The organism is Lachnoclostridium sp. An118, from assembly GCF_002160985.1.
In the GTDB taxonomy this organism is placed as follows: domain Bacteria; phylum Bacillota; class Clostridia; order Lachnospirales; family Lachnospiraceae; genus Claveliimonas; species Claveliimonas stercoravium.
The window spans coordinates 1-22182 of sequence record NZ_NFLQ01000003.1 but is presented as its reverse complement, the minus strand read 5'-3'; the positions used below and the strand labels follow the sequence as shown (position 1 = coordinate 22182).

The 22182-nt window shown below is 53.6% G+C and carries 20 protein-coding genes and 1 rRNA gene; 19 read left to right on the top strand and 2 right to left on the bottom strand.

The annotated features are described in order from the left end of the window. Window positions 1–39: 39 nt before the first annotated feature. From B5E62_RS03090 to B5E62_RS03040, 11 genes are all read left to right on the top strand, one after another. Window positions 40–459 carry a VanZ family protein gene (locus B5E62_RS03090; protein ID WP_206414295.1) on the top strand — a complete coding sequence of 140 codons (420 nt, stop codon included), beginning with the start codon at window positions 40–42 and terminating at the stop codon, window positions 457–459. Further along, window positions 428–826 carry a DUF6142 family protein gene (locus B5E62_RS03085; RefSeq protein ID WP_143468793.1) on the top strand — a complete coding sequence of 133 codons (399 nt, stop codon included), beginning with the start codon at window positions 428–430 and terminating at the stop codon, window positions 824–826. The genes B5E62_RS03090 and B5E62_RS03085 overlap by 32 nt, the downstream gene beginning before the upstream one ends. Next, window positions 827–2884, top strand: a complete 2058-nt coding sequence (locus B5E62_RS03080; protein ID WP_206414293.1) for an aminopeptidase — start codon at window positions 827–829, stop codon at window positions 2882–2884. A gap of 71 nt (window positions 2885–2955) precedes the next feature. Continuing rightward, window positions 2956–3468, top strand: coding sequence for a 5-(carboxyamino)imidazole ribonucleotide mutase (gene purE, locus B5E62_RS03075; protein ID WP_087173279.1), 513 nt, complete (start codon window positions 2956–2958; stop codon window positions 3466–3468). A 39-nt stretch (window positions 3469–3507) separates the two neighbouring features. Beyond that, entirely contained in the window at window positions 3508–4533 is a 1026-nt protein-coding gene (purM, locus tag B5E62_RS03070) for a phosphoribosylformylglycinamidine cyclo-ligase (RefSeq protein WP_087173278.1), read from the top strand. Continuing rightward, a complete protein-coding gene (purN, locus tag B5E62_RS03065; RefSeq protein ID WP_087173277.1) occupies window positions 4527–5150 on the top strand; it encodes a phosphoribosylglycinamide formyltransferase in 624 nt (207 codons plus the stop codon). The genes purM and purN overlap by 7 nt, the downstream gene beginning before the upstream one ends. A gap of 25 nt (window positions 5151–5175) precedes the next feature. After that, window positions 5176–6450, top strand: a complete 1275-nt coding sequence (gene purD, locus B5E62_RS03060) for a phosphoribosylamine--glycine ligase (RefSeq protein WP_087173276.1) — start codon at window positions 5176–5178, stop codon at window positions 6448–6450. Window positions 6451–6572: 122 nt separating this feature from the next. Continuing rightward, entirely contained in the window at window positions 6573–7247 is a 675-nt protein-coding gene (locus B5E62_RS03055) for a response regulator transcription factor (RefSeq protein ID WP_087173275.1), read from the top strand. Between the two features lie 24 nt (window positions 7248–7271). Continuing rightward, window positions 7272–8294 carry a sensor histidine kinase gene (locus tag B5E62_RS03050; protein WP_087173274.1) on the top strand — a complete coding sequence of 341 codons (1023 nt, stop codon included), beginning with the start codon at window positions 7272–7274 and terminating at the stop codon, window positions 8292–8294. A gap of 118 nt (window positions 8295–8412) precedes the next feature. Continuing rightward, window positions 8413–9105 carry an ABC transporter ATP-binding protein gene (locus B5E62_RS03045; protein WP_033126868.1) on the top strand — a complete coding sequence of 231 codons (693 nt, stop codon included), beginning with the start codon at window positions 8413–8415 and terminating at the stop codon, window positions 9103–9105. Continuing rightward, window positions 9105–11816 (top strand): ABC transporter permease, encoded by a 2712-nt coding sequence (locus B5E62_RS03040; protein WP_087173273.1) that lies wholly within the window; start codon window positions 9105–9107, stop codon window positions 11814–11816. Before B5E62_RS03045 ends, B5E62_RS03040 begins: the two co-directional genes overlap by 1 nt. Before the next feature lie 89 nt (window positions 11817–11905). Here the strand turns inward: B5E62_RS03040 and B5E62_RS03035 are convergent, their stop codons facing one another. Further along, on the bottom strand, window positions 11906–12763 hold the full coding sequence (locus B5E62_RS03035) for a MurR/RpiR family transcriptional regulator (protein WP_087173272.1): 858 nt from the start codon (window positions 12761–12763) through the stop codon (window positions 11906–11908). 318 nt (window positions 12764–13081) lie between these two features. On the opposite strand from B5E62_RS03035, the gene ald reads away from it, so the two are divergent. From ald to B5E62_RS03010, 5 genes are all read left to right on the top strand, one after another. Further along, complete coding sequence (gene ald, locus B5E62_RS03030; RefSeq protein ID WP_033126871.1) at window positions 13082–14203, top strand: alanine dehydrogenase; 1122 nt, start codon at window positions 13082–13084, stop codon at window positions 14201–14203. Between the two features lie 194 nt (window positions 14204–14397). Next, complete coding sequence (locus tag B5E62_RS03025; protein WP_087173271.1) at window positions 14398–15189, top strand: nitroreductase family protein; 792 nt, start codon at window positions 14398–14400, stop codon at window positions 15187–15189. Between the two features lie 83 nt (window positions 15190–15272). Continuing rightward, window positions 15273–15641, top strand: a complete 369-nt coding sequence (locus B5E62_RS03020; protein WP_033126873.1) for a GntR family transcriptional regulator — start codon at window positions 15273–15275, stop codon at window positions 15639–15641. A 76-nt stretch (window positions 15642–15717) separates the two neighbouring features. Further along, a complete protein-coding gene (locus tag B5E62_RS03015; protein ID WP_076779015.1) occupies window positions 15718–18153 on the top strand; it encodes an ATP-dependent Clp protease ATP-binding subunit in 2436 nt (811 codons plus the stop codon). A 57-nt stretch (window positions 18154–18210) separates the two neighbouring features. After that, the gene (locus B5E62_RS03010; RefSeq protein ID WP_087173270.1) at window positions 18211–18624 is read left to right on the top strand and encodes an endosialidase; all 414 of its coding nucleotides are present in this window, start codon (window positions 18211–18213) and stop codon (window positions 18622–18624) included. Between the two features lie 65 nt (window positions 18625–18689). On the opposite strand, the gene B5E62_RS03005 is transcribed toward B5E62_RS03010, so the two are convergent. After that, window positions 18690–19190 (bottom strand): GNAT family N-acetyltransferase, encoded by a 501-nt coding sequence (locus B5E62_RS03005; RefSeq protein ID WP_087173269.1) that lies wholly within the window; start codon window positions 19188–19190, stop codon window positions 18690–18692. A 159-nt stretch (window positions 19191–19349) separates the two neighbouring features. Between B5E62_RS03005 and B5E62_RS03000 the strand changes: the two genes are divergently transcribed. From B5E62_RS03000 to B5E62_RS02990, 3 genes are all read left to right on the top strand, one after another. Continuing rightward, a complete protein-coding gene (locus B5E62_RS03000; RefSeq protein WP_226395608.1) occupies window positions 19350–19904 on the top strand; it encodes a helix-turn-helix domain-containing protein in 555 nt (184 codons plus the stop codon). Between the two features lie 18 nt (window positions 19905–19922). After that, the gene (gene radA, locus B5E62_RS02995; protein WP_087173268.1) at window positions 19923–21281 is read left to right on the top strand and encodes a DNA repair protein RadA; all 1359 of its coding nucleotides are present in this window, start codon (window positions 19923–19925) and stop codon (window positions 21279–21281) included. Window positions 21282–21845: 564 nt separating this feature from the next. After that, window positions 21846–22182: ribosomal RNA gene (locus B5E62_RS02990) — 16S ribosomal RNA — on the top strand; the annotation flags it as partial.

Sequence of the window (22182 nt, the reverse complement as noted above, 5' to 3'; positions counted from 1 at the left end):
GGAATACGTATACTGGGGAAGATACTCTTTATCCTGTATATGGCATTTATCGTGTATTTTCTGCTGTTTTCCGACCTGTACGGGAGGACCGGACCGGCCAGCGAGTACCACTATAACCTGGTCCTGTTCCGGGAAATAAAGAGGTTCTGGACGTACAGGCATCAGCTTGGCACCTACGCCGTGTTTACCAATCTTTTCGGCAATGTGCTGATCTTTATGCCTTTTGGCTTTTTCCTGCCTATGGCGAGCCGGTACAGGAGCTTTGCCGCAGCCGTGCTGTACAGCTTTTCGCTGAGTCTGATGGTGGAGACATTTCAGCTCTTGACGAAGGTGGGCAGCTTTGACGTGGACGACCTGCTCCTGAACACCATAGGAGGGGCGGCAGGATACATCATATTTATCATATGCGCAGCGATAAGGAGACACCATGCTTCTAAGAAGACTAAGAGAAGCCATTGAGGAGATGGCGGAGGGAAGAAGAAAGAAAAAAATTGAAAAAGAGAAGATGAAAAGGCGCAGCCGGAAATACGGACAGGCGCAGCTGAAGCACTCCAGAAGGGGAATAAGAGCCACCTTTCTGGCCGTGTGCTGCCTGTTCCTTCTGGTGCTGGCTTTTTCTGCATCATACATAACCAGAGGAGATGTGGGGCTCCTGATCGGCGTTGTAGGCCTCTTTGCCCTGGTCCTGGCTGTCGTCGGCCTGAAGGACGCTGTCCAGGGCTTTAAGGAGCGGGAGAAGAACTACGTGACCTGCAGGGTGGGTGCGGCGCTGAACGGCCTTCTTCTTCTCGGGCTGATCGCAATATTTTTAAGGGGGCTGTTTTAAATGACAGAGCTGACAGAAGAAAGATATGAACTTGCAATGGAAAGAATTTCGCAGATCCCGGATGAGAGGGCGGCAGGAGAGAGGTTCCGGCCCTGGTTCCGGCGGACTGCGGAATTTATTCTTTTATTGGACAGATTTTACAGATGCGTCCGGTCCGGGGAATACCGGACTTCCTCTCTGGAGGAGCTGAAGGAGTGGAACAGGAGGCTCTACGAGGACATCCTGCCGGAAAATTACGGGACAAGTTTTGGAGATCCGGCCTGGGCAGTGGACCAGCTGGGAGAGGAGTACGGGCAGATATTAAGCTTTCTCTACGCCGAGATAAGGGGCGGCATTCCCTATGCGGCGGAGGGGAGGACGGAGTACCTGGATATCCTGTACGAGCTCTTCATAGAAATCTACAACTGCTTTGAAGAGGAAGAGGAGCCGTCCGTACACACGCTGCGGGACATCATCTACTGGTATGCCAGCGACTACTGCGATGTGTTCGTGGCGGACAGAGTGGGGGACCAGATCGATCCGGGGAAGACGTTTGCCCTGGACATCCTGGAGGGCAGCGACCTGTCGGACCCCAGATACCTCTATTTCTTCGGGGAATATATAAGCGAAAATGAGCTGGGGACGGCCGCCTATCTGTCCTCCCTGCCGGAGGAGACTGTCCGCAGGATGGCGGACGTGTACACGGAGGGCTACCGGGTGGGCTTTGTCAACACGGGAAAGGACCTGTCAAAGAAGAGCGCGGTCAATATCCGCTACACCCTGGGCTTTGAGCGAGTGGTGAGGGAAGCTGTGAAAAATTTCAGGCAGATGGGCCTTGAGCCTGTTATATACCGGGCGGCATCCAGCGCCCTGACAAAGCGGGGAGCCGGGCGGGTGGGCTACCACGGCGGTATCCCCAACATGCAGTACGACTATGACCACAGGAATGACCAGGGCCTTTTCTTCAACAAGCGCTTCATGGAGAGGAAGCTGGAGGTCATGCACACCTTCTATGAGAGAAATAAAAAGCTGGCCCTGGGACTTGCCGGGCCGGCCGTCATGGAGACCTTTGGGGAGAAGCCCTTTGCGCCGGAGCCAAAGCAGGAGGCAGTGGCGCTGACGGCAAAGCAGGAGGAGCTGATGCTCCTCTATGACAGCCGCTCCTCCCAGATGACCAACCAGTACATCCCGGGAGACGAGAGGAGCTTCACCATCATTGCCTGGCCGGTCCCCGAGATAGGGGAGAAGTACCCGGAGATTTTTGACGAGGTGATCCGGATCAACACCCTGGACGCGGAGCTCTACGGAAAGGTCCAGCAGAATCTCATCGACGCCCTGGACCAGGGAGCGTATGTGCGCATCCTCGGCAGAGGCGGCAACAGGACGGACATGACCGTGCAGCTCTTCCGCCTTAAGGACCCTGCGAAGGAGACCATCTTTGAAAACTGCGTGGCGGATGTGAACATCCCTGTAGGGGAGGTCTTCACCTCTCCTGTGCTGGAGGGCACCCGGGGCACGCTCCACGTCAGCCAGGTGTACCTGAACGGCCTGCAGTTCAAGGACCTGGAGCTGACCTTTGAGGATGGCATGGTCACCGGCTACCGGTGCGGGAGCTTTTCGGACGAGGAGGAGGGGAAGAAGTACATCTATGACAACATCCTCTTCCGGCACGAGACCCTGCCCCTGGGAGAGTTCGCCATCGGGACCAACACCACAGCCTATGTGACGGCCAGGAAATACGGCATCGGGGATAAGATGCCCATTCTCATCGCCGAGAAGACAGGCCCCCACTTTGCAGTGGGAGACACCTGCTACAGCTGGGCTGAGGACATCAAAGTGTACAACCCGGACGGGAAGGAGATCGTGGCCAGGGACAATTCGGTGTCTGCCCTGCGCAGGGAGGATATCTCAAGGGCCTACTTCCACTGCCATACAGATATCACCATCCCCTATGAGGAGCTGGGCCGGATCGCGGTAGTCACCGGGGATGGGCAGGAGATCCCTCTCATCGAAAACGGAGAATTTGTGCTGCCCGGCACAGAGATTTTAAATGAACCATTGAAAAGTACAAATAAATAAGCTATGATTTATCTGCAATACTTATAAGTAAGCGATGAGCAGAAATCATACAAGCGGAAAGGATGGAAACTATGCCAAAAGTAGGAATCGTAATGGGCAGTGACTCTGATATGAAGGTCATGAGCAAGGCTGCCGACATGCTGGAAAAACTGGGGATCGAGTATGAGATGACGATCATCTCCGCTCACAGGGAGCCGGATGTGTTCTTTGAGTACGCAAAGAGCGCGGAGGAGAAGGATTTTAAGGTGATTATCGCGGGAGCAGGCATGGCTGCCCATCTGCCGGGTATGTGCGCTGCCATTTTCCCCATGCCGGTCATCGGCGTGCCCATGTCAGGAAAGAACCTGGCCGGAGAGGACGCGCTTTTTTCAATCGTACAGATGCCGCCCGGAATCCCGGTGGCCACAGTGGCCATTGACGGCGGCATGAACGCGGCTATCCTGGCGGCGAAGATCCTGGCCACCTCTGACGCGGCCCTCCTTGACAGGCTGAAGGCCTACACAGAGGAGATGAAGGCGACTGTGCAGGCAAAGGCGGCGAAGCTGGACGAGCTGGGATATAAAGAGTATCTCAAGCAGATGTAGATACGGGAGTATCATAGAAACGATCATAAGGAGAAGAGTATGGATTACAAGAATGCTGGTGTAGATATTGAGGCGGGTTACAGATCCGTGGAACTGATGAAGGAGCATGTAAAGAAGACCATGCGCCCCGAGGTGCTGGGGGGTCTGGGAGGATTTTCCGGCGCCTTCTCACTTAGCAAGATCAAGGAGATGGAGGACCCGGTCCTCCTGTCCGGAACAGACGGCTGCGGCACAAAAGTGAAGCTGGCCATGATCCTGGACAAGCATGACACCATCGGCATCGATGCGGTGGCCATGTGTGTCAACGACATTGCCTGTGCAGGCGGGGAGCCCCTGTTCTTCCTGGACTATATAGCCTGCGGAAAGAACTATCCGGAAAAGATCGCTGACATTGTAAAAGGAGTGGCGGAAGGCTGCATCCAGTCTGAGGCGGCTCTCATCGGCGGCGAGACGGCGGAGCATCCCGGACTTATGCCGGAAGATGATTATGATCTGGCCGGATTTGCAGTGGGCGTCTGTGACAGAAAAGATATGATCACTGGGGAGAACCTGGCAGAGGGAGATGTGCTCATCGGCATGGCTTCTTCCGGCGTGCACAGCAACGGATTTTCCCTGGTGCGCAAGGTGTTTGACATGACAAGGGAGTCTCTGGATACATACTATGACGAGCTTGGGAAGACCCTGGGGGAGGCTCTCCTGGCCCCTACGAGGATTTATGTAAAAGCTCTCAAGAGCGTGAAAAACGCAGGAGTTAAGGTGAAGGCCTGCAGCCACATCACAGGGGGCGGCTTCTACGAGAACGTGCCCCGTATGCTGAAGGAAGGCACCCACGCAGTGATCGAGAAAGACAGCTATCCGGTGCCGCCCATTTTTGACATGCTGGCAAAGCAGGGCCATGTGGAAGAGCAGATGATGTACAACACATTCAACATGGGTATCGGCATGGTCGTGGCAGTGGATCCGAAGGATGTGGACGCAGCCATGGAAGCCATGAAAGCGGCAGGAGATACGCCTTATGTGATCGGCCATATCAAAGCCGGAGATAAAGGAGTCACATTATGCTAAGAGTACTGGTTCTTGTGTCCGGGGGCGGCACTAACCTGCAGGCTATCCTGGATGCGGTGGACGAAGGGAGCATCACCAACACAGAGATCGTGGGCGTGATCAGCAACAATAAAAATGCCTACGCCCTGACAAGAGCCAGGGAGCACGGGGTAGCGGCTCAGTGCATCTCACCGAAGGATTTTGCCACGAGAGAGGAATTTAATGAGAAATTCCTGGAGGCAGTGGATGAGATCGGGCCGGACCTCATCGTGCTGGCCGGATTTCTTGTGGTCATCCCGGCTGAGATGATCGCAAGATACAGGAACAGGATCATCAACATCCATCCATCCCTCATCCCGGCTTTCTGCGGGACAGGCTTCTACGGGCTGAAAGTTCATGAAGCGGCCCTTAAAAGAGGGGTGAAAGTGGTGGGAGCTACCGTGCACTTTGTGGATGAAGGTACGGACACAGGCCCCATCATTTTACAGAAAGCTGTGGAAGTGGAGGAGGGGGATACCCCCGAGATCCTTCAGAGGCGCGTGATGGAGCAGGCAGAGTGGAAGATCCTGCCACAGGCCATTGACCTTATAGCAGGCGGCAGGGTGACAGTGGAAGACGGAAAAGTCAGGATCCGGTAAAGCCGGGAAGACAGGAGGAAGACCAATGAATGTATTGATTGTAGGAAGCGGCGGAAGGGAGCACGCCATCGCGTACTGCGTGGCGAAAAGTCCCAAAGCGGAGAAGATATACTGCACACCGGGCAATGCGGGCATCGCTGAGTACGCACAGTGCGAGCCCATCGGCGCCATGGAGTTTGACAAGATCGTGGCTTTTGCAAAGGAGAAAGCCATTGACCTTGTCATTGTGGGCATGGACGATCCTCTGGTAGGCGGCCTGGTGGATGAGCTGGAGGCGGCAGGCATCCGCACCTTCGGCCCCAGGAAAAATGCAGCCATCCTGGAAGGTTCCAAGGCATTTTCCAAGGATCTGATGAAAAAATACCATATCCCCACAGCGGCCTATGAGAATTTTGATGATCCGGACAAGGCCATCCAGTATCTGAAGACAGAGGCGAAATTCCCCATCGTCCTCAAGGCGGACGGCCTGGCTCTGGGCAAGGGGGTTCTCATCTGCAACACCCTGGAGGAGGCGGAGGAAGGCGTGAAGACCATCATGCTGGACAAGAAATTCGGAGCTTCCGGCAACACCATGGTCATTGAGGAGTTCATGACCGGCAGGGAAGTGTCTGTCCTCTCCTTTGTGGACGGCAATATTGTAAAGACCATGACAAGCGCCCAGGACCACAAGCGGGCCGGGGACGGAGACACTGGCCTTAACACAGGCGGTATGGGTACATTTTCTCCGAGTCCGTTCTACACAGAAGAGGTGGATGCGTTCTGCCAGAAATATATTTTCCAGCCCACGGTTGACGCCATGAAAGCGGAGGGGCGCCCCTTCAAAGGCGTGATCTTCTTCGGCCTGATGCTGACAGAGGAAGGGCCGAAAGTGCTGGAGTACAATGCCCGTTTCGGCGATCCGGAGGCCCAGGTGGTCCTGCCCCGGATGAAGAACGACATCATCGACGTGGCGGAGGCCTGCATCGACGGCACCCTGGATCAGATCGATCTGCAGTTTGAGGACAATGCGGCTGTCTGCGTGGTGCTGGCATCGGAAGGGTATCCTGTCTCCTACGAGAAGGGACTTCCCATCACAGGGCTGGATGAATTTAAGAAACACGAGGGTTACTACTGCTTCCACGCAGGGACAAAAGAGGCGGACGGACAGATCGTCACAAACGGCGGACGGGTGCTGGGCATCACAGCCAAGGGAAAAGATCTGAAGGAGGCCAGGGCCAACGCCTACGCGGCCACAGAGTGGGTGCAGTTTGACAACAAGTACATGCGCCACGACATTGGAAAAGCCATTGACGAAGCATAGAGAAGGGCGCAGTCTGACAAAGAGCAGATGAAAAGCGAAAGAGAAGCTCTCTCTGGAGGGAAATTCCAGGGAGGGCTTTTTGACTTCCGGGACAGACTTTTAAGGAAAGGGGATGGGGGAACATGCAGACAGCGGTTGTGCTTCTTGTGGAGGACGATCCCTCCATCGTGGAACATCTGACGGAATTTCTGGCAGGAGAAGGTTTTGCGGTGAAAAGTGCGCCGGGGCAGGAGGCGGCACTGGATATACTGGATGAGAACAAGGTGGATCTTGTGCTTCTTGATATTACCCTGGCCCAGGGAAACGGGTTTTCGGTCTGCGCCAGGATCAAGGAGGAGTACCAGATCCCGGTGATCTTTCTGACGGCTATGGACGACGAGTATTCGGTGGTGGCCGGCCTGGACATGGGTGCGGACGACTATATCAGCAAGCCTTTCCGGCCCCGGGAGCTTGTGTCCCGCATGAGAAATGTGCTGCGAAGGAGCGGCCGGGCGGAGCGGGCGGCGGTGATCGGGGATCTTACGGTGGACACAGATCGGGGCGTGGTCCTGCGTGAGGGCCGGGAGCTGTACCTGTCTGCGCTGGAATACCGGCTGCTGCTTGTGTTTTTAAATCACCGGGGACAGATTTTAAGCCGGGATGTGCTGATGGAGGAGCTCTGGGATATCTCGGGAGAGTTTGTCAATGACAATACGCTGACGGTCTATATCAAGCGGCTCCGGGAGAAGATAGAGCTGGATCCGGGGAACCCTGTCATCCTGCGGACGGTCCGGGGGCTGGGCTACCGCATGGAGTAACCGGAAGAGAGAAGGAGGAAAGAGATGGAGTTTTTCAGAAACAGGGATGTCCGGCAGCAGTGCCTGCTCTTTGCTGTGGTTCTTCTGGCGGCCACCGGGGCGGCGTTTTCTGTCTCCCGGCAGGCGGCGATTCCGGTCTTTCTGACAGGGGCAGTTTTTGCGGCCATTTCCCTTTTGTTTACATGGAGGAGGACCAGGGATGTGCAGCGCCTGGCAGAGGAGCTGGATAGTTTTCTCCACATGGAGACAAAAGGCTCCTCCTCCGGCAGAGGTGACATGCAGATGCAGCATTTCCGGGAGGGGGATCTGGAAGTGCTGCGGGATGAGATCGAGAAGCTGCTTGTCCGCCTAAGCCAGCAGTCGGCTCTTCTTATGACGGACAAGCGTCAGCTCTCGGAAGCGCTGGCAGATATCTCTCACCAGATCCGCACGCCTCTTACGTCTCTTAATCTGCAGGCGGAGCGGCTCCGCAGTTCCGCCCTTACAGAGGACGAAAGGCGGGCCCTGCTCCGGGAGATGACGGGCATGCTGTCACGCATCGGCTGGCTGGTGGAGACGCTCCTTAAGCTGTCAAAGCTGGAGGCAGGGACAGTGGTGATGAGAAAAGAGGAATTTCCGGCCGGAGAGCTGGCAAGGAAGGCACTTAAGCCCTTTGAGATTTCCATGGAGATCCACGGGCAGGAATGCATCTTCGACCTGTCCGGGGAGCCTGCCATACGGGGAGACTATACCTGGACGCTGGAGGCGGTGCAGAATGTGATCAAAAATGCCCTGGAACACACGCCGGAAGGGGGACGCATCTGGATCAGCCTGCGGGAGACCCCGCTTTTTGCGGAGATTGTCATTACCGACTCCGGGGAGGGGATAGCGGATAAGGACCTGCCCCATGTGTTTGAGCGGTTTTACAGAGGGCAGAACGCGGCTGCCGGGAACTTCGGCATCGGCCTGGCACTGGCCAGGTCCATCCTGGCCGGAGAAAACGGGGTGATCCTGGCCGGGAACAGCAAGGGCCGGGGCGGACAGTTTACCATGCGGTTTTACAGGTGACGGATTTTGCGGATGACGGGTCTGAAAGTGACAGATCCGTCATTTTTCTGTCACGGTCCTGTCATGTGGGCAGGCTATACTGACAGTAAAAGAAAAACCATGCAGGAGGAACAGTGACATGAAAAAGACAGGGGAGATCCTTCGTGTTGAAAATCTGACAAAAATATACGGGGAGGGGGAAAACGCCGTGCGGGCTTTGGACGGCGTGTCCTTCTCTGTGCAGAAAGGAGAGTTTGTGGCGGTGATGGGTGCCTCCGGCTCCGGCAAATCCACCCTGCTCCATCTGCTGGGCGGCGTGGACCGGCCCACGGCGGGGAAAGTCTATGTGGGCGGTGTGGATGTGTACGCCCAGAAGGAGGAGGAGCTGGCCGTGTTCCGCAGAAGAAAGGTGGGGCTCATCTACCAGTTTTACAATCTGATCCCGGTGCTGACAGTGGAGGAGAATATTGCCCTGCCGGTGCTTATGGACGGGAGAAAGGTGAATAAAGAGCGGATGGAAAATCTGCTGAAGATCCTGAAGATGGAAAAGCGGCGTACCCATCTGCCGGGGCAGTTGTCCGGCGGACAGCAGCAGCGGGTGTCCATAGGCAGGGCTCTCATGAACGCCCCGGCGGTGGTGCTGGCGGATGAGCCCACCGGCAATCTGGACTCGGAGAACAGCCGGCAGATTGTGGAGCTTCTGAAATACTCCAACCGAACCTACGACCAGACCATGGTGGTCATTACCCACGACGAGGATATCGCTCTCCAGGCGGACCGGGTCATCGCCCTGGCGGACGGGCGGATCGTGAAAGACGAGGTGATTCGGTAATGAGAAATATTTTTTCAGAGATCACAAGAAGGACCATGGGACAGAACCGGACCCGCACAGTGGTCACCATCATCGGCGTCATCCTCTCCACGGCCATGGTGACGGCGCTGGCGGTATTTGCAGGGAGCATGCAGCATTTTCTTGTGCAGCATACTATTGCCATGGAAGGAGCGTGGCATGTGGATATAAGCGGGATGACCAGGGAGGAGCTGGCTGAGGTCCTGGCGGATGACCGGGTGGAGAAGGCCTCTGTGCTGTATGAGCTGGGGTATGTCCCGGCCCGGGAAGAGGACGGGATCTGTCATCTGGTGGCCAGCCGGGATGAGACGGCCTGGGAGGAGCTGCCGGTGGAACTTGACGCGGGGCGTCTGCCGGAAACGGAAGACGAGATCCTGATCCCCTACGACGGGATCTGGATCGCCGGGCAGGAAGCCCATGTGGGGGATGTGCTTGCCATCCCCATGGGCAGATATGTCTCGGAAACCGGGGAGGCGCAGAAATCCTGGGAACTCGTCCGGGAAACCTCCGAGGAGGCAGGCAGGGCCGGGAAGTATGTGGAAGGGCAGACCCAGAGCTTTACGGTGACAGGCGTTTACAAAGAGATGGCGGAGATGGATTTTGGCAGCGCCAGGTTTGACGCCGGGTACATGCTTCTGACAGGGGGGCGGGATATCCCGGATCAGGACGAAAACGGGCTGTACTGCCGCGCTTTTCTGGAGATGAAAAAGCCGAGCCAGGCAGACGGATTTATCGCGGACTGGGTGGATCCTTCCGACGGCAGAAACAGGCTGGAAGGGGTGTCCTGGTCCCGGCACGACAGTCTCCTCAGATGGCAGGGCGTGTTCCGCAGTGAACGCTATATCCAGTTTATCGTGGGAATGCTGGGGACACTGCTGGCGGTGATCATGGTGGGGTCAGTCTCTTTGATCTACAACTCATTTTCCATTTCCCTGCGGGAGCGGACGGCTCAGTTCGGGCTTCTTGCTTCTGTGGGAGCCACCCGAAAGCAGCTGAGAAAATCCCTGCGATTTGAGGCGTTTCTTGTAAGCGGCGCGGGGATCCCTCTGGGACTTCTGGCCGGGGTGGCCGGGAGCGCGGTCACGCTGCATTTTATCGGAGGCGGGCTGACGGCATTTATGTACGGGTATGAGGGAGAGATACCGGTGCAGATCTATCCGGCTGCGCTTCTTCTGGCGGCGGCTTTTGCCTTTCTTATCGTGCTGGTGTCCGTGTGGATACCCTCCCGGCGGATCCGGAAGATTTCTCCCATGGATGCCATCCGTTCCACAAAGGACATCCGCATCCGTCCCCGGGATGTAAAAAGCGGGAGACTGACAGGGAAAATGCTGGGGCTTCCGGGGATGCTGGCCTCCAAGAATTACAGGAGGGACCGGAAGAAATATAAGAGCACGGTGGTTTCCCTTACGGTCAGCATGGTACTCCTTATGACAGCGGCGCTGTTTACCATTTATCTGACCCGTGCAGGCGGCACGATCCTGGATCCGCCTAAGTATGAACTGAAGTACACGCTGTTCCTGTCCGGCGGCCAGGAAGATGAGCAGACCACCGGGGATGTCCGGAAACTTCTGGAAAATGAGCCGGGTGTGGAAGGGGTGTGGATGTATAAAAGCATCTATCTTTCCATTCCTGTGGAAGAGAACATGCTGAATGAGGAGTACAACCGGGTAAATTCCTGGAGCGGGGATGATCATCCGGACGGGAAAGTGCCCTTTACCTGCCCCGCAATTGTGCTGTCAGATGATGAGTACCAGGAGTTCCTTAAGGAGCGGGGGCTGGAAGAGCCGGATGCGGGTGCTGCAGCAGACGGCGCGGACGGCACAGACGATACAGTTCTCAAGGCGGTTTATTATGACCAGATGCAGGTGTATGATGAAGAAAATGAGACCTACAGTCAGGTCCCGGTTCTGTCAGACGAGGTGAAGAAAAGACCCCTGGCGGCTGGGATATACCGGGCGGAGGAGACGCCGGACGGTGGACAGGAAATGACGTTTGAAGAAAAGCTCCAGGTGGAGTTTGATCAGGAGACGATGCAGCTCCCCGAAAAATATGACGCCCAGGGAAGAGTGGATCCTATCATGATCCTGTCGGAGAGACAGTTTGAACAGTACAGGAGCCTGATGAGTGACGGGACGGAAGGGGAGTCCTATTTTGCAGAGTTCAACATCCGGGCCTCGGATTACCGGACGGTAGGGGCAGACCTGCAAGAGAAACTGGAAGAAAAAGAAGAGTGGGACGGCATTTTCTACACGCCGGCTGCGGATGCAGAGATGAACAGGCAGGCGGTGGCGGCCATCCAGGTTCTGTGCTATGGATTTATCACCCTCATCTCCCTTATTGCACTGGTAAATGTGTTCAACACCATGTCCACAAACCTCATGCTGAGACGGCGGGAGTTTGCCATGCTCCGTTCCGTGGGGATGACAGGCAGGTCCTTCCGGCTTATGCTGGGATACGAGTGCGTCATCTATGGCCTGCGCTCCCTTGTGTACGGCACCATTTTGTCCCTGCTTATCAGCTTTGCCTTCTGGCATTTTACTTCCCGGGCCGGAGGCGGAAATGAATTCATCTTCCCCTGGCCCTGGTTTGCGGCGGCTGTGGCAGGCGTGCTCCTCATCGTAGGCATCACCATGGCGTACAGCATAGGCAAGATCCGCAGGATGAACATCATCGATGAATTGCGCAAAGAGTAGAATACAAAATACACAATAACGCACCAGATATGTTAATTCCGGACGTAATACTTTTTAAAAGTATTACGTCCGGAATTAACTTTTCGCGATCAATAATTACCCAATTCGCCGAGATATCTGTCGATTTTCTTGAGCCTTTTCTCAATCCCTTTGGCCTTATGGCTCAGTGTCTCCAGAATGCCCTCTGCGATGAACTGCGGACCCACCATGCAGTTGAAGAAAGCGTTGCTGTCTACCGGGACTGTGAAGAGGACAGTAGCGTACTCGGCCAGGAGGGCGCTTGGTTTGTCGGTCACAACGATGATCTTTGCGCCGGACTCTTTCGCCATCTGGGCGCAGATCTTATCCTCGGAGGAGTACCGCGGGAAGCTGAACATGATGAGGCAGTCATCCTTTGAAATGTTGCACAGGTGGTCCACCGGACTGATGGCCGAGGAGCTGGTGGTCTCCACGTTGGGGACCATGTGCTTCAGATAGAGGAGAAAATAGTCCCCCAGGGAGGAGTTGCCTCTGGAGGCGGTGATGTACTTGTGCCTGCTGGCGAGGATGATATCGGCGGCCTCCTCGAAGGCGGCCGGATTGTTCGAGGTCAGTGCGCTCTCCAGGTTCTGGGCCGCGTTTTTGAAGTGGCGGTTGAGATAGTCGGAGGTGCTGGTGAGCTGGGCCCGTTTGGCGATCCTCTGAGATGGGATGGTGATGGAACTGGAAATGCTCAGCACCTTATCCTGGTAGTCCTTCCGAAGATTTTTCTGGAAATCCATAAAGCCTTCATAGCCCAGCGACCGGCTGAAGCGGATGACGGAGGATTCGCTGACTCCCAGCTTCAGAGCAATCTCTGTGGATGTCATGAAGCAGGCGTCGGCGAAGTTGTCCAGGATATATTTTGCAATGATCTTCTGAGTCTTTGTGAGTGGAGTCTTACTGATGAGCTCCCTTAAATCTTTCATAGTTTTCCCTCCGGGTGTTGCGATAGAATATTTGCTTGCTTTCTATGATATCAGTTCTATATCTTAGATTTAAGCATGGATTGAGAAAATATTCAAGTCAATTGTAAATACAAATGAAAGAAAAATACGAAAATAAAAAGTTTTGTGAAAAAAATAACTTTTATTGAACATTTAAGATGGGTGTGATAATATGATTTCAGAGACAAATGAATAATATTCTTCAAAAGAAAATCTCTTTGAAAAATATTTTTCATCAAAAAAGCAGAGAGCCGGCACGAAAGAGGCGGCAGACCGAGAATCTGACAGGAGGTAAGAAAGTTGAAAGTAGGATGCGTAAAAGAAATCAAAAACAATGAGTTCCGTGTAGGTATGACACCGGACAACGTAAAGAGCTATGTGGCAGCAGGCCATGAGGTGTATATTGAGAAAGGCGCTGGTGTCGGATCCGGGTTCCAGGATGCTGAGTACGAGGCAGCAGGCGCAAAGATGATCGACACTGCAAAAGAAGTGTGGGATACAGTAGAGATGATGATCAAGGTAAAAGAGCCTCTTCCGGAAGAGTATCCGCTGTTCCACGAAGGACTGATCCTCTATACATATCTTCATCTGGCAGCAGACAAACCGCAGACAGACGCTCTCTTAAATGGAAAAGTTAAAGGTGTTGCCTACGAGACACTGTATGATCCGAAGCAGGGCGGACTTCCCCTTCTTGCTCCTATGAGCCAGATCGCAGGACGCTTAAGTATCCAGGAAGGAGCAAAATACCTGGAGCAGACATTCGGCGGCGAGGGCGTTCTCCTGGCAGGCGTTCCGGGAACACCGAAGGCAAACATCGTAATCCTTGGAGGCGGAAATGTAGGAACAAACGCCTGCAAGATTGCTGTTGGAATGGGCGCAAATGTAACTATCCTGGATATCAGCCTTCCGAGACTTGCTTACCTGGACGACATTTTTGGAGCCCGCATCCAGACACTTGTATCCAATGATGCAAACATTGAGAAAGCTGTAAAAGAAGCAGACCTTGTGATCGGATCTGTCCTGATCCCAGGAAAAGCTGCTCCGAAGATCTTCAAAAAGAAATATCTCAAAGAGATGAAACCAGGCGCTGTATTTGTAGACGTTGCTGTTGACCAGGGCGGCTGCGGCGAGACCACAAAAGTGACATACCACGATGATCCGATCTTCATCGAGGATGGCGTTGTTCACTACTGTGTAGGAAATATGCCGGGTGCTGTTCCGAGAACATCCACCATCGCTCTGACAAACGCAACTCTCTCCTACGGTCTCCAGATCGCAAACAAGGGACTTGAGAAAGCATGCGCAGACAACGAGGTGATCTACTCAGCCATCAACACATACGATGGCAAGCTGACATGCAAGAACGTGGCAGACAGCTTTGACTGCTATGAGTACACAGACATCAGAGAAATCTGCAAATAAATTGGAAAGTCTATAAAAATTCACAGCTTTTATAAACGAAGGCATCCCCGACGGGCAGAGAAAGACAGTCCGGCGGCGGATGCCTCCGTCTTTTTAGTTTGCAGAAACCGGAAGCTGTGGTAATATATCAGATGTAAATACGGAAGAACTTATAAAGTTTTAAAGGATTATTTAAAGGATAAGGAGTGCGGATCATGGTTGAGATCAATAAAGATTTGTGTGTGGGATGCGGCGCCTGCGTCAGGGACTGTCCGGGAGAAGCGCTGCAGATCCAGGATAAAAAGGCGGAGTATGTGCGCAGATGTATCCAGTGCGGACACTGTGTGGCGGTCTGTCCCACGGGAGCTGTGTCCATACCGGAGTACGACATGGACGAGGTGGAGGAGTACGATAAAGACACATTCTGTGTGGATCCGGAACATTTTCTCCACGCGGTGAAATTCAGAAGGAGCATCCGGAACTTCAAGAGCACGCCCATAGAGCGGGAGAAGCTGGAGCGCATCCTGGCGGCAGGCCGGTACACGCCCACGGCGAAAAATACCCAGGGATGCAGGTTTGTCCTGGTGCGGGACGAGATGGAAGCGTTTAAAGATCTTTTCTGGAAGGAGCTGCCCGGCATCCTGGATGTCCTGAAGGAGGAGGCGCCTCTGTATGAGCGCGTTTTCCGCGGGTTCTATGAGAAATATAAAAAAGATCCAAAGGACGATACCTTTTTCTTTAACGCCACATCCTTCCTGGTGATCACCTCCAAAAATCCTCTGGACGGAGGATTGGCGGCGGCCAATATTGAAAACATGGCTGTGGCCGAGGGAGCCGGCGTGCTGTTCAGCGGCTACACCAAAGCGGTGGTGGAGAACAGCGATGTGCTCAGGGAGTGGCTGGGCATCGGAAAGCGCACCGTGGTCTGCTGTATGCTCATGGGGTACCCGGCTGTATCCTATAAAAGGACTGCGCCCCGGAAATCCGGCAATATCGTGATCCGGTAGAGTTGTTTTTCTTGCGGGAATTGTGTAGTATGTGCTAATGTATATATAACAAGAGAAAAGGCTCTTAGTGAGAAGGGGATACTATGTTGATAGAAATTGATTTTAACAGTGACGAAGCGATTTACATGCAGGTGCGCAACCAGATCATCCTGGGGATCGCTACCGCCGAGATCCGGGAGGGAGACCCGCTCCCCTCGGTCCGGCAGATGGCCCAGGCGGTGGGGATCAATATGCACACAGTGAACAAGGCCTACAGCCTGCTTAGGCAGGAAGGATTTATCCAGCTTGACAGGCGCAAGGGCGCTGTGGTGGCACTGGATATCGACAAGATCAAGGCAGTGGAGGAGATGAAGCAGCAGCTTCGGATCGTGCTGGCTCAGGGCCGGTGCAAGGCTATATCCAGGGAAGAAGTGCATGAGCTTGTGGATGAGATTTTCGACGAGTACGCTTAGGAAGAAAGATCCGGCAGAGACGGGAAAATGGAGAAAGGAGCGGGAAGAGGAGCAGATTCTTTTTCCCTGATAGGACATGAACTATACCGAACAGGCAAAGGAAGTATTGAAAATTGCAAAGACTGTGGCAAGAGAGCTCCGGCACCCCTACATCGGGACGGAGCATCTTCTTGTCGGGCTGAAAAAAGTTTACACCGGGGTGGCCGGACAGGTGCTGGCCCTGAACGGTGTCAGCGAGGAGAATATCCGGAAGATCATAGATGAGCTGGTATCCCCCGGGGAGGGGGCGACGGTCACAGGCAGTCCTCAGATGAGCCCCCGGCTTACGTACATCCTGGAGGAGTCCAAGGAGGAGGCGCTGCGCCTGCGCTCCGATGAGGCGGGGACGGAGCATATGCTCCTTGCTATCCTGCGGGATGTGGACTGTGTGGCAGCCAGGATCCTGCTCACGCTGAATGTGAATCTTCAGAAGCTGTGCCAGGATATTCTTGTCAGTGTGGGTGCGGATCCTAAAGAGTATATGGAGGAGATGCAGGAGGACGGGCGAAGGAAAAATTCTGTCCTGGAACAGTACGGCACAGACCTGACACTTCAGGCCGCAGAGGGGAAACTGGACCCGGTCATCGGTCGGGAGAAGGAGATCGAGCGGCTGATGCAGATCCTGAGCCGTCGGACGAAGAACAACCCCTGCCTTGTAGGAGAGCCGGGCGTCGGAAAGACGGCGGTGCTGGAGGGGCTTGCCCAGCGGATCGCCAGAGGCGTGGTGCCGGAGACAATGAAAAACCGGCGCATCGTTACTATGGATCTGGCGGGGATGATCGCCGGGTCCAAGTACAGAGGCGAATTTGAGGAGAGGATGAAGCGGCTGATCCAGGAGGTGAAGGCTGCCGGCAATGTGATCCTCTTCCTGGATGAGGTCCACACCATCATCGGCGCCGGCGGCGCGGAAGGCGCCATGGACGCATCCAATATACTGAAGCCTTCCCTGGCAAGAGGGGAGCTGCAGCTCATCGGAGCCACCACCATTGTGGAGTACAGGAAATATATAGAAAAGGATGCGGCCCTGGAGCGCCGATTCCAGCCGGTGACTGTGGAGGAACCGACCAGGGAGGAGTGTCTGGAGATCCTGAAAGGACTTCAGGAAAAATATGAGGAACATCACCGCGTGTCTGTCCGGGAGGAGGCGCTGGAGGCGGCGGTCTCCCTGTCGGAGCGCTATATCAGCGACCGCTTCCTGCCGGATAAAGCCATAGATGTGCTGGATGAAGCCTGCGCCAAGGTCAGCCTGAAGGGATTTAAAGTTCCGGAAAATATGGAAGAGCTGGAGAAAGTGATCGAACAGCTGGTCCGGGACAAGGAGGATGCCATCCGTGCCGGAGATATGAAGGAGGCCTCCCTTCTCCACCAGGAGCAGCAGGAGGCTCAGAAAAAGCTGGAGCAGCAGAAAAAGCGTTTCCAGAGAAACAATGCCCGCCGCCAGGTGTGCGTCACGGCCGATGACATAGCAGGCGTCGTGTCCGAGTGGACGAAGATCCCTGTGCAGAAACTGGCAGAGTCTGAGAGCGCCAGACTGAAAAGGCTGGAACAGACCCTTCACAAGAGAGTGGTGGGACAGGAGGAGGCTGTCACTGCTGTGGCGAAGGCGGTGCGCCGTGGAAGAGTGGGGCTGAAAGATCCGGCCCGCCCTATCGGCTCGTTTCTCTTTCTCGGTCCTACCGGTGTGGGAAAGACAGAGCTATCAAAGGCGCTGGCAGAGGCTCTCTTTGGCAATGAGGATTCTATGATCCGGGTGGATATGTCTGAGTACATGGAGAAGCACAGCGTCTCCAAGATGATCGGTTCGCCTCCGGGATACGTAGGTCACGAGGATGGAGGACAGCTCAGCGAACAGGTGCGCCGTCACCCTTACTCAGTGGTGCTGTTTGACGAGATCGAGAAGGCGCATCCGGATGTGTTCAACATCCTCCTGCAGGTGCTGGATGACGGCCATATCACAGACTCCCAGGGCAGGAAGGTGGATTTCCGCAACACGGTGATCATTATGACATCCAATGCGGGCGCCCAGGCGATCATAGACCCGAAGCGGCTGGGATTTGTGACAAAAGAAGACGAGGCCGGCGACTACAAGCGGATGAAGTCCAATGTGATGAATGAAGTGAAGTTGCTCTTCCGTCCGGAGTTCCTGAACCGTATTGACGAGATCCTTGTATTCCATGCACTGAATAATGCAGATATGAAGAAGATCGTGAGCATGATGTGCAAAGAGGTGTGTGCGCGGGCAAAGGAGCAGCTTGGCATCACGCTCCATGTCCGGGACTCTGTGAAAAAGCACATTGTGGAGACCGGCACGGATCAGAAGTATGGAGCCCGTCCGCTGCGCCGAGCGGTGCAGAATCTGCTGGAAGATAAGCTGGCTGAGGCGGTGCTGGACGGTACCATAAAGAGGGGCCAGACAGTGGAGGCCGGCATGTCTAAAAAAGAAATAAAATTTATTCCAAAGACTACAAATTGAAATTTTTTTGAGATATAATGTGGATACAAAAGAAGAACCACTAGGAGGACATGTAAAATGGCAGTAGTAAAAGAGCTGTTGCGGGCAGAAAACGATGGAACGCTGAGTTTTGGGGATTACACACTCGGCTCTAAGACAAAGCTGGAGGGCTTTGAGTTCCAGGGAGACATCTACAAGGTAAAGACATTTGCCGAGATCACCAAACTGGAGAAAAACGGCATGTTTGTATACGAGTCTGTTCCGGGGACAGCGGTGGAGAATTTTAAGACAGGAGACGGCATTGTTTCCTTTAAAGTATCTGCACCAAAAGATGCACAGTTTACACTTGAGCTGGAGGCGGACAGTGAGTACGCTGTCTATCTGGATGATATGAATATCGGTGATATGACGACAAACTTAAGCGGCAAGCTGAGCGTCAGTGCAGAGCTGGAAGAAGGAAAGAGCATAGAAGTAAAAATTGTAAAGAAATAATTCCGGGCTGCAGGGATTTCCCCTGCAGCTTGTTTTTTATTTATTGTTAATATCAGATGGATCGTCTACAGGAGCAGTTTTTCGAATGCAATTTTCTCACTGTTGTCAAAACAGATCGTACCGCAGTACACAAACCCCTGTTTTTCCAAAATATGCCGCATGATCAGGTTCTGGCTGTCTGTGTCCACTTTAAAACTGTGCACATCTTTTGAGCGAGCCATTTTTTCGGCGGCCTGGAAGACAGAGGCGGCAAGGCCCCGTCCCCGGAAGGAGGGGGAAAGGGCAAGGCGATGCAGGACTACATAGGGCTGGGAACTGAGCCAGGAGCCGCTTAAAGTATTGTAGGCGGGCTCACCGTTGAAGTCGATACATACATAACCAGCCGGGCGTCCGTCAAGCATACACAGGTATCCGATCTCTTTTTCTATGTCCTTTTCTAAGCAGTCCTTGTCCGGATAGCCGTTCTGCCACTGATCCACGCCCTGAGATCTCAAAAAACATTTTGCGTTGTCAATAAGTTCCATGATCTGCTCCAGATCTTCTCTTTTTGCTTTCCGCAGTTCCATTGTATCTGCTCCTCCCCTTGTGTGTTGACATTTTGTTCTTGTGCGATATAATGTACTAAAAATACATTATATTGTTAAAGAAAGTATATATCTTCAGAGTGAGAAATGTCAATCATATAATGGAAAAAAATCCGATATAACGGAAAGAGAGGCGAGATTTTGGACATATCAAAAACAACAGCCAGAAACATAAAAAGGATACGTGAAAACAAGAAGATGACATTGGATGCAGCGGCCGCCGCCACAGGAGTATCACGCAGCATGCTCTCCCAGATAGAGAGAGGGGATGCCAATCCTACGATCACTGTGCTGTGGAAGATCGCGAATGGATTTAAAGTTTCTTTTACAGCGCTCACAGAGACTTCTCTTGAGGATGCAGCTGTTATTCCCGCAGAGTCGGTGCATCCAGTTACAGAGGCGGATGGTCTGTATATCAACTATCCCGTCTTTCCCTTTGATGAGAAACGCCTTTTTGAGATGTACCGCATTGTCATTAAGCCGGGGGGAAAGCTGGATGCTCAGCCGCATATAGCTGGAACAGAGGAGTACATTACTGTGTTCGAGGGGGAGGCACAGATCATGGCTGACGGGAAAGTGTATCAGCTGAAGGCGGGGGACTCTATCCGTTTCAGGTCGGATGTGATCCACGGGTATAAGAATACAGGCAGTGAGACTGTGCAGATGAGTATGCTGATCTACTACGGAGAGAGTTAAAGGAAAAGGAGGAAAACAGTGGCAAAAGCAAAGAAAAGTATTTTTTTCTGCCAAAATTGCGGGCATGAGGAGAGCAAATGGCTGGGTCAGTGCCCGGTGTGCAGGCAGTGGAATACATTTGTGGAAGAAAAGGTGACTGTAGCAAAGACGGGGGGACAGACAAAAAGTCTGAAAGAGGCTGAGGTGGTCGCCCTGTCCAGCGTGCAGACAGATAGAGAAGAGCGGGTCTGCACCGGTATCGGCGAGCTGGACCGCGTGCTGGGAGGCGGGATCGTGCCTGGCTCACTTGTGCTGGTGGGTGGAGATCCGGGAATCGGGAAATCTACGCTTCTTCTGCAGGTGTGCCAGAGATTGACGGAGCGCAAACAGAAGCTCCTGTATATTTCCGGGGAGGAGTCCTTGAAACAGATCAAGTTGCGGGCAGACCGCATGGGAACCTTTACAGATGATCTGCTGCTTCTGTGTGAGACAAATATAGAGACTATTCGCAGTGTGATTGAAAAGGAGAGACCCTCCCTTGTAGTCATTGACTCGATACAGACCATGTACAGCGAAGAGGTGTCTTCTGCCCCCGGAAGCGTCTCACAGGTCCGGGAGGCCACCAACATATTCATGCAGATTGCCAAGGGTATGGGAATTTCCATCTTTATAGTAGGGCATGTGACAAAGGAGGGGACAGTGGCCGGTCCCAGGGTCCTGGAGCACATGGTGGACACGGTTTTGTATTTTGAGGGGGACCGCCATGCCTCCTACAGGATCCTGCGGGGCGTAAAGAACCGTTTTGGCTCCACCAACGAGATCGGGGTGTTTGAGATGAGACAGGACGGACTCCGGGAGGTGGAAAATCCTTCTGAGTTCATGCTCAACGGAAGACCGGAAAATGCCTCCGGATCCGTGGTGGCCTGTTCTATGGAGGGAACCCGCCCCATCCTTCTGGAGATCCAGGCGCTTGTATGCCGGAGCAATTTCGGCATGCCAAGGAGGACCGCTGCAGGAACAGACTACAATCGTGTGAATCTGCTGATGGCTGTGCTGGAAAAAAGGCTGGGCCTTCCTCTTTCAAACTATGACGCTTACGTCAATATTGCGGGCGGTATCCGCATCAATGAGCCTGCCGTGGATCTGGGGATCGTGCTGGCCCTTGTGTCCAGCTATAAAAACAGACCGGTGTCGGAAGATGTGCTTGTGTTTGGCGAAGTGGGTCTGAGCGGTGAAGTGCGGGCTGTCAACATGCCGGAGCAGAGAGTCTCTGAGGCGAAGAAGCTGGGATTTCAGACCTGTATCCTGCCGGCAGTATCCCTGGATGCGGTGAAAAATATTCAGGGGATCAAGCTGCTGGGAGTGAAATCCATCAATGAGGCGATCGATCTTATATAACTATATAAAATAAGAGAAAACAGATAGTCAATATGCCCTTGAAAAAGAGGTCGGGGGAAACTGAATTGTGTAAATTGTATAAATAAAATAAAAAATAAAAATAACATTGACAATTCGACTTCCCCCGTGCTATTATATCAAAGCTGTCGCGTGAGACAGCAACAACAACGAAACATCTTCTTTCAATCCGGGAGGATACAGAAAGAAAAAAGTCAAAAAAGTTGTTGACAAATCGAAAGCGACATGATAAGATATAGAAGTTGTCGCTGAGATGCGAAAACAAAACAAAGAACCTTGATAACTGAACAATAGACAACGACCCTGAAAATTTCTAAGAGAAATATTCAGAACGGAAATCAGATCGAGCGAAAGCGAAAATCTGATGCCAACAGTAAATAACGGGATAGGAAAGCTAGTAGTTTTCCTGACCGAGATTGAACGAGAGGAAGACGCTCTGACAGCAAGGCAGAGGATGCTCCGACAGCTCTAAGCTCGTGGGGGACCTCGCCAAGAGCTGCGGAGCGCATAAACGCTAAGGTCCGTGAAAGACCGGACCTAAGCTTTTTATGCGAGAGTTTGATCCTGGCTCAGGATGAACGCTGGCGGCGTGCTTAACACATGCAAGTCGAGCGAAGCACTTACTTTTGATTTCTTCGGAATGAGGAAGTCTGTGACTTAGCGGCGGACGGGTGAGTAACGCGTGGGCAACCTGCCTCACACAGGGGGATAACAGTTAGAAATGACTGCTAATACCGCATAAGACCACAGCACCGCATGGTGCGGGGGTAAAAACTCCGGTGGTGTGAGATGGGCCCGCGTCTGATTAGGTAGTTGGTGCGGTAACGGCGCACCAAGCCGACGATCAGTAGCCGACCTGAGAGGGCGACCGGCCACATTGGGA

What these genes read in the sequence shown, in the direction of transcription:
- B5E62_RS03005 (WP_087173269.1), bottom strand. Translation starts at nt 19,190, where the DNA reads ATGGAACTGCGGAAAGCAAAAAGAGAAGATCTGGAGCAGATCATGGAA.
- B5E62_RS03010 (WP_087173270.1), top strand. Translation starts at nt 18,211, where the DNA reads ATGGCAGTAGTAAAAGAGCTGTTGCGGGCAGAAAACGATGGAACGCTG.
- B5E62_RS03090 (WP_206414295.1), top strand. Translation starts at nt 40, where the DNA reads ATGGCATTTATCGTGTATTTTCTGCTGTTTTCCGACCTGTACGGGAGG.
- B5E62_RS03045 (WP_033126868.1), top strand. Translation starts at nt 8,413, where the DNA reads ATGAAAAAGACAGGGGAGATCCTTCGTGTTGAAAATCTGACAAAAATA.
- B5E62_RS03025 (WP_087173271.1), top strand. Translation starts at nt 14,398, where the DNA reads ATGGTTGAGATCAATAAAGATTTGTGTGTGGGATGCGGCGCCTGCGTC.
- purN (WP_087173277.1), top strand. Translation starts at nt 4,527, where the DNA reads ATGCTAAGAGTACTGGTTCTTGTGTCCGGGGGCGGCACTAACCTGCAG.
- B5E62_RS03050 (WP_087173274.1), top strand. Translation starts at nt 7,272, where the DNA reads ATGGAGTTTTTCAGAAACAGGGATGTCCGGCAGCAGTGCCTGCTCTTT.
- B5E62_RS03035 (WP_087173272.1), bottom strand. Translation starts at nt 12,763, where the DNA reads ATGAAAGATTTAAGGGAGCTCATCAGTAAGACTCCACTCACAAAGACT.
- B5E62_RS03020 (WP_033126873.1), top strand. Translation starts at nt 15,273, where the DNA reads ATGTTGATAGAAATTGATTTTAACAGTGACGAAGCGATTTACATGCAG.
- B5E62_RS03055 (WP_087173275.1), top strand. Translation starts at nt 6,573, where the DNA reads ATGCAGACAGCGGTTGTGCTTCTTGTGGAGGACGATCCCTCCATCGTG.
- purE (WP_087173279.1), top strand. Translation starts at nt 2,956, where the DNA reads ATGCCAAAAGTAGGAATCGTAATGGGCAGTGACTCTGATATGAAGGTC.
- B5E62_RS03085 (WP_143468793.1), top strand. Translation starts at nt 428, where the DNA reads ATGCTTCTAAGAAGACTAAGAGAAGCCATTGAGGAGATGGCGGAGGGA.
- B5E62_RS03040 (WP_087173273.1), top strand. Translation starts at nt 9,105, where the DNA reads ATGAGAAATATTTTTTCAGAGATCACAAGAAGGACCATGGGACAGAAC.
- purD (WP_087173276.1), top strand. Translation starts at nt 5,176, where the DNA reads ATGAATGTATTGATTGTAGGAAGCGGCGGAAGGGAGCACGCCATCGCG.
- purM (WP_087173278.1), top strand. Translation starts at nt 3,508, where the DNA reads ATGGATTACAAGAATGCTGGTGTAGATATTGAGGCGGGTTACAGATCC.
- B5E62_RS03080 (WP_206414293.1), top strand. Translation starts at nt 827, where the DNA reads ATGACAGAGCTGACAGAAGAAAGATATGAACTTGCAATGGAAAGAATT.
- B5E62_RS03015 (WP_076779015.1), top strand. Translation starts at nt 15,718, where the DNA reads ATGAACTATACCGAACAGGCAAAGGAAGTATTGAAAATTGCAAAGACT.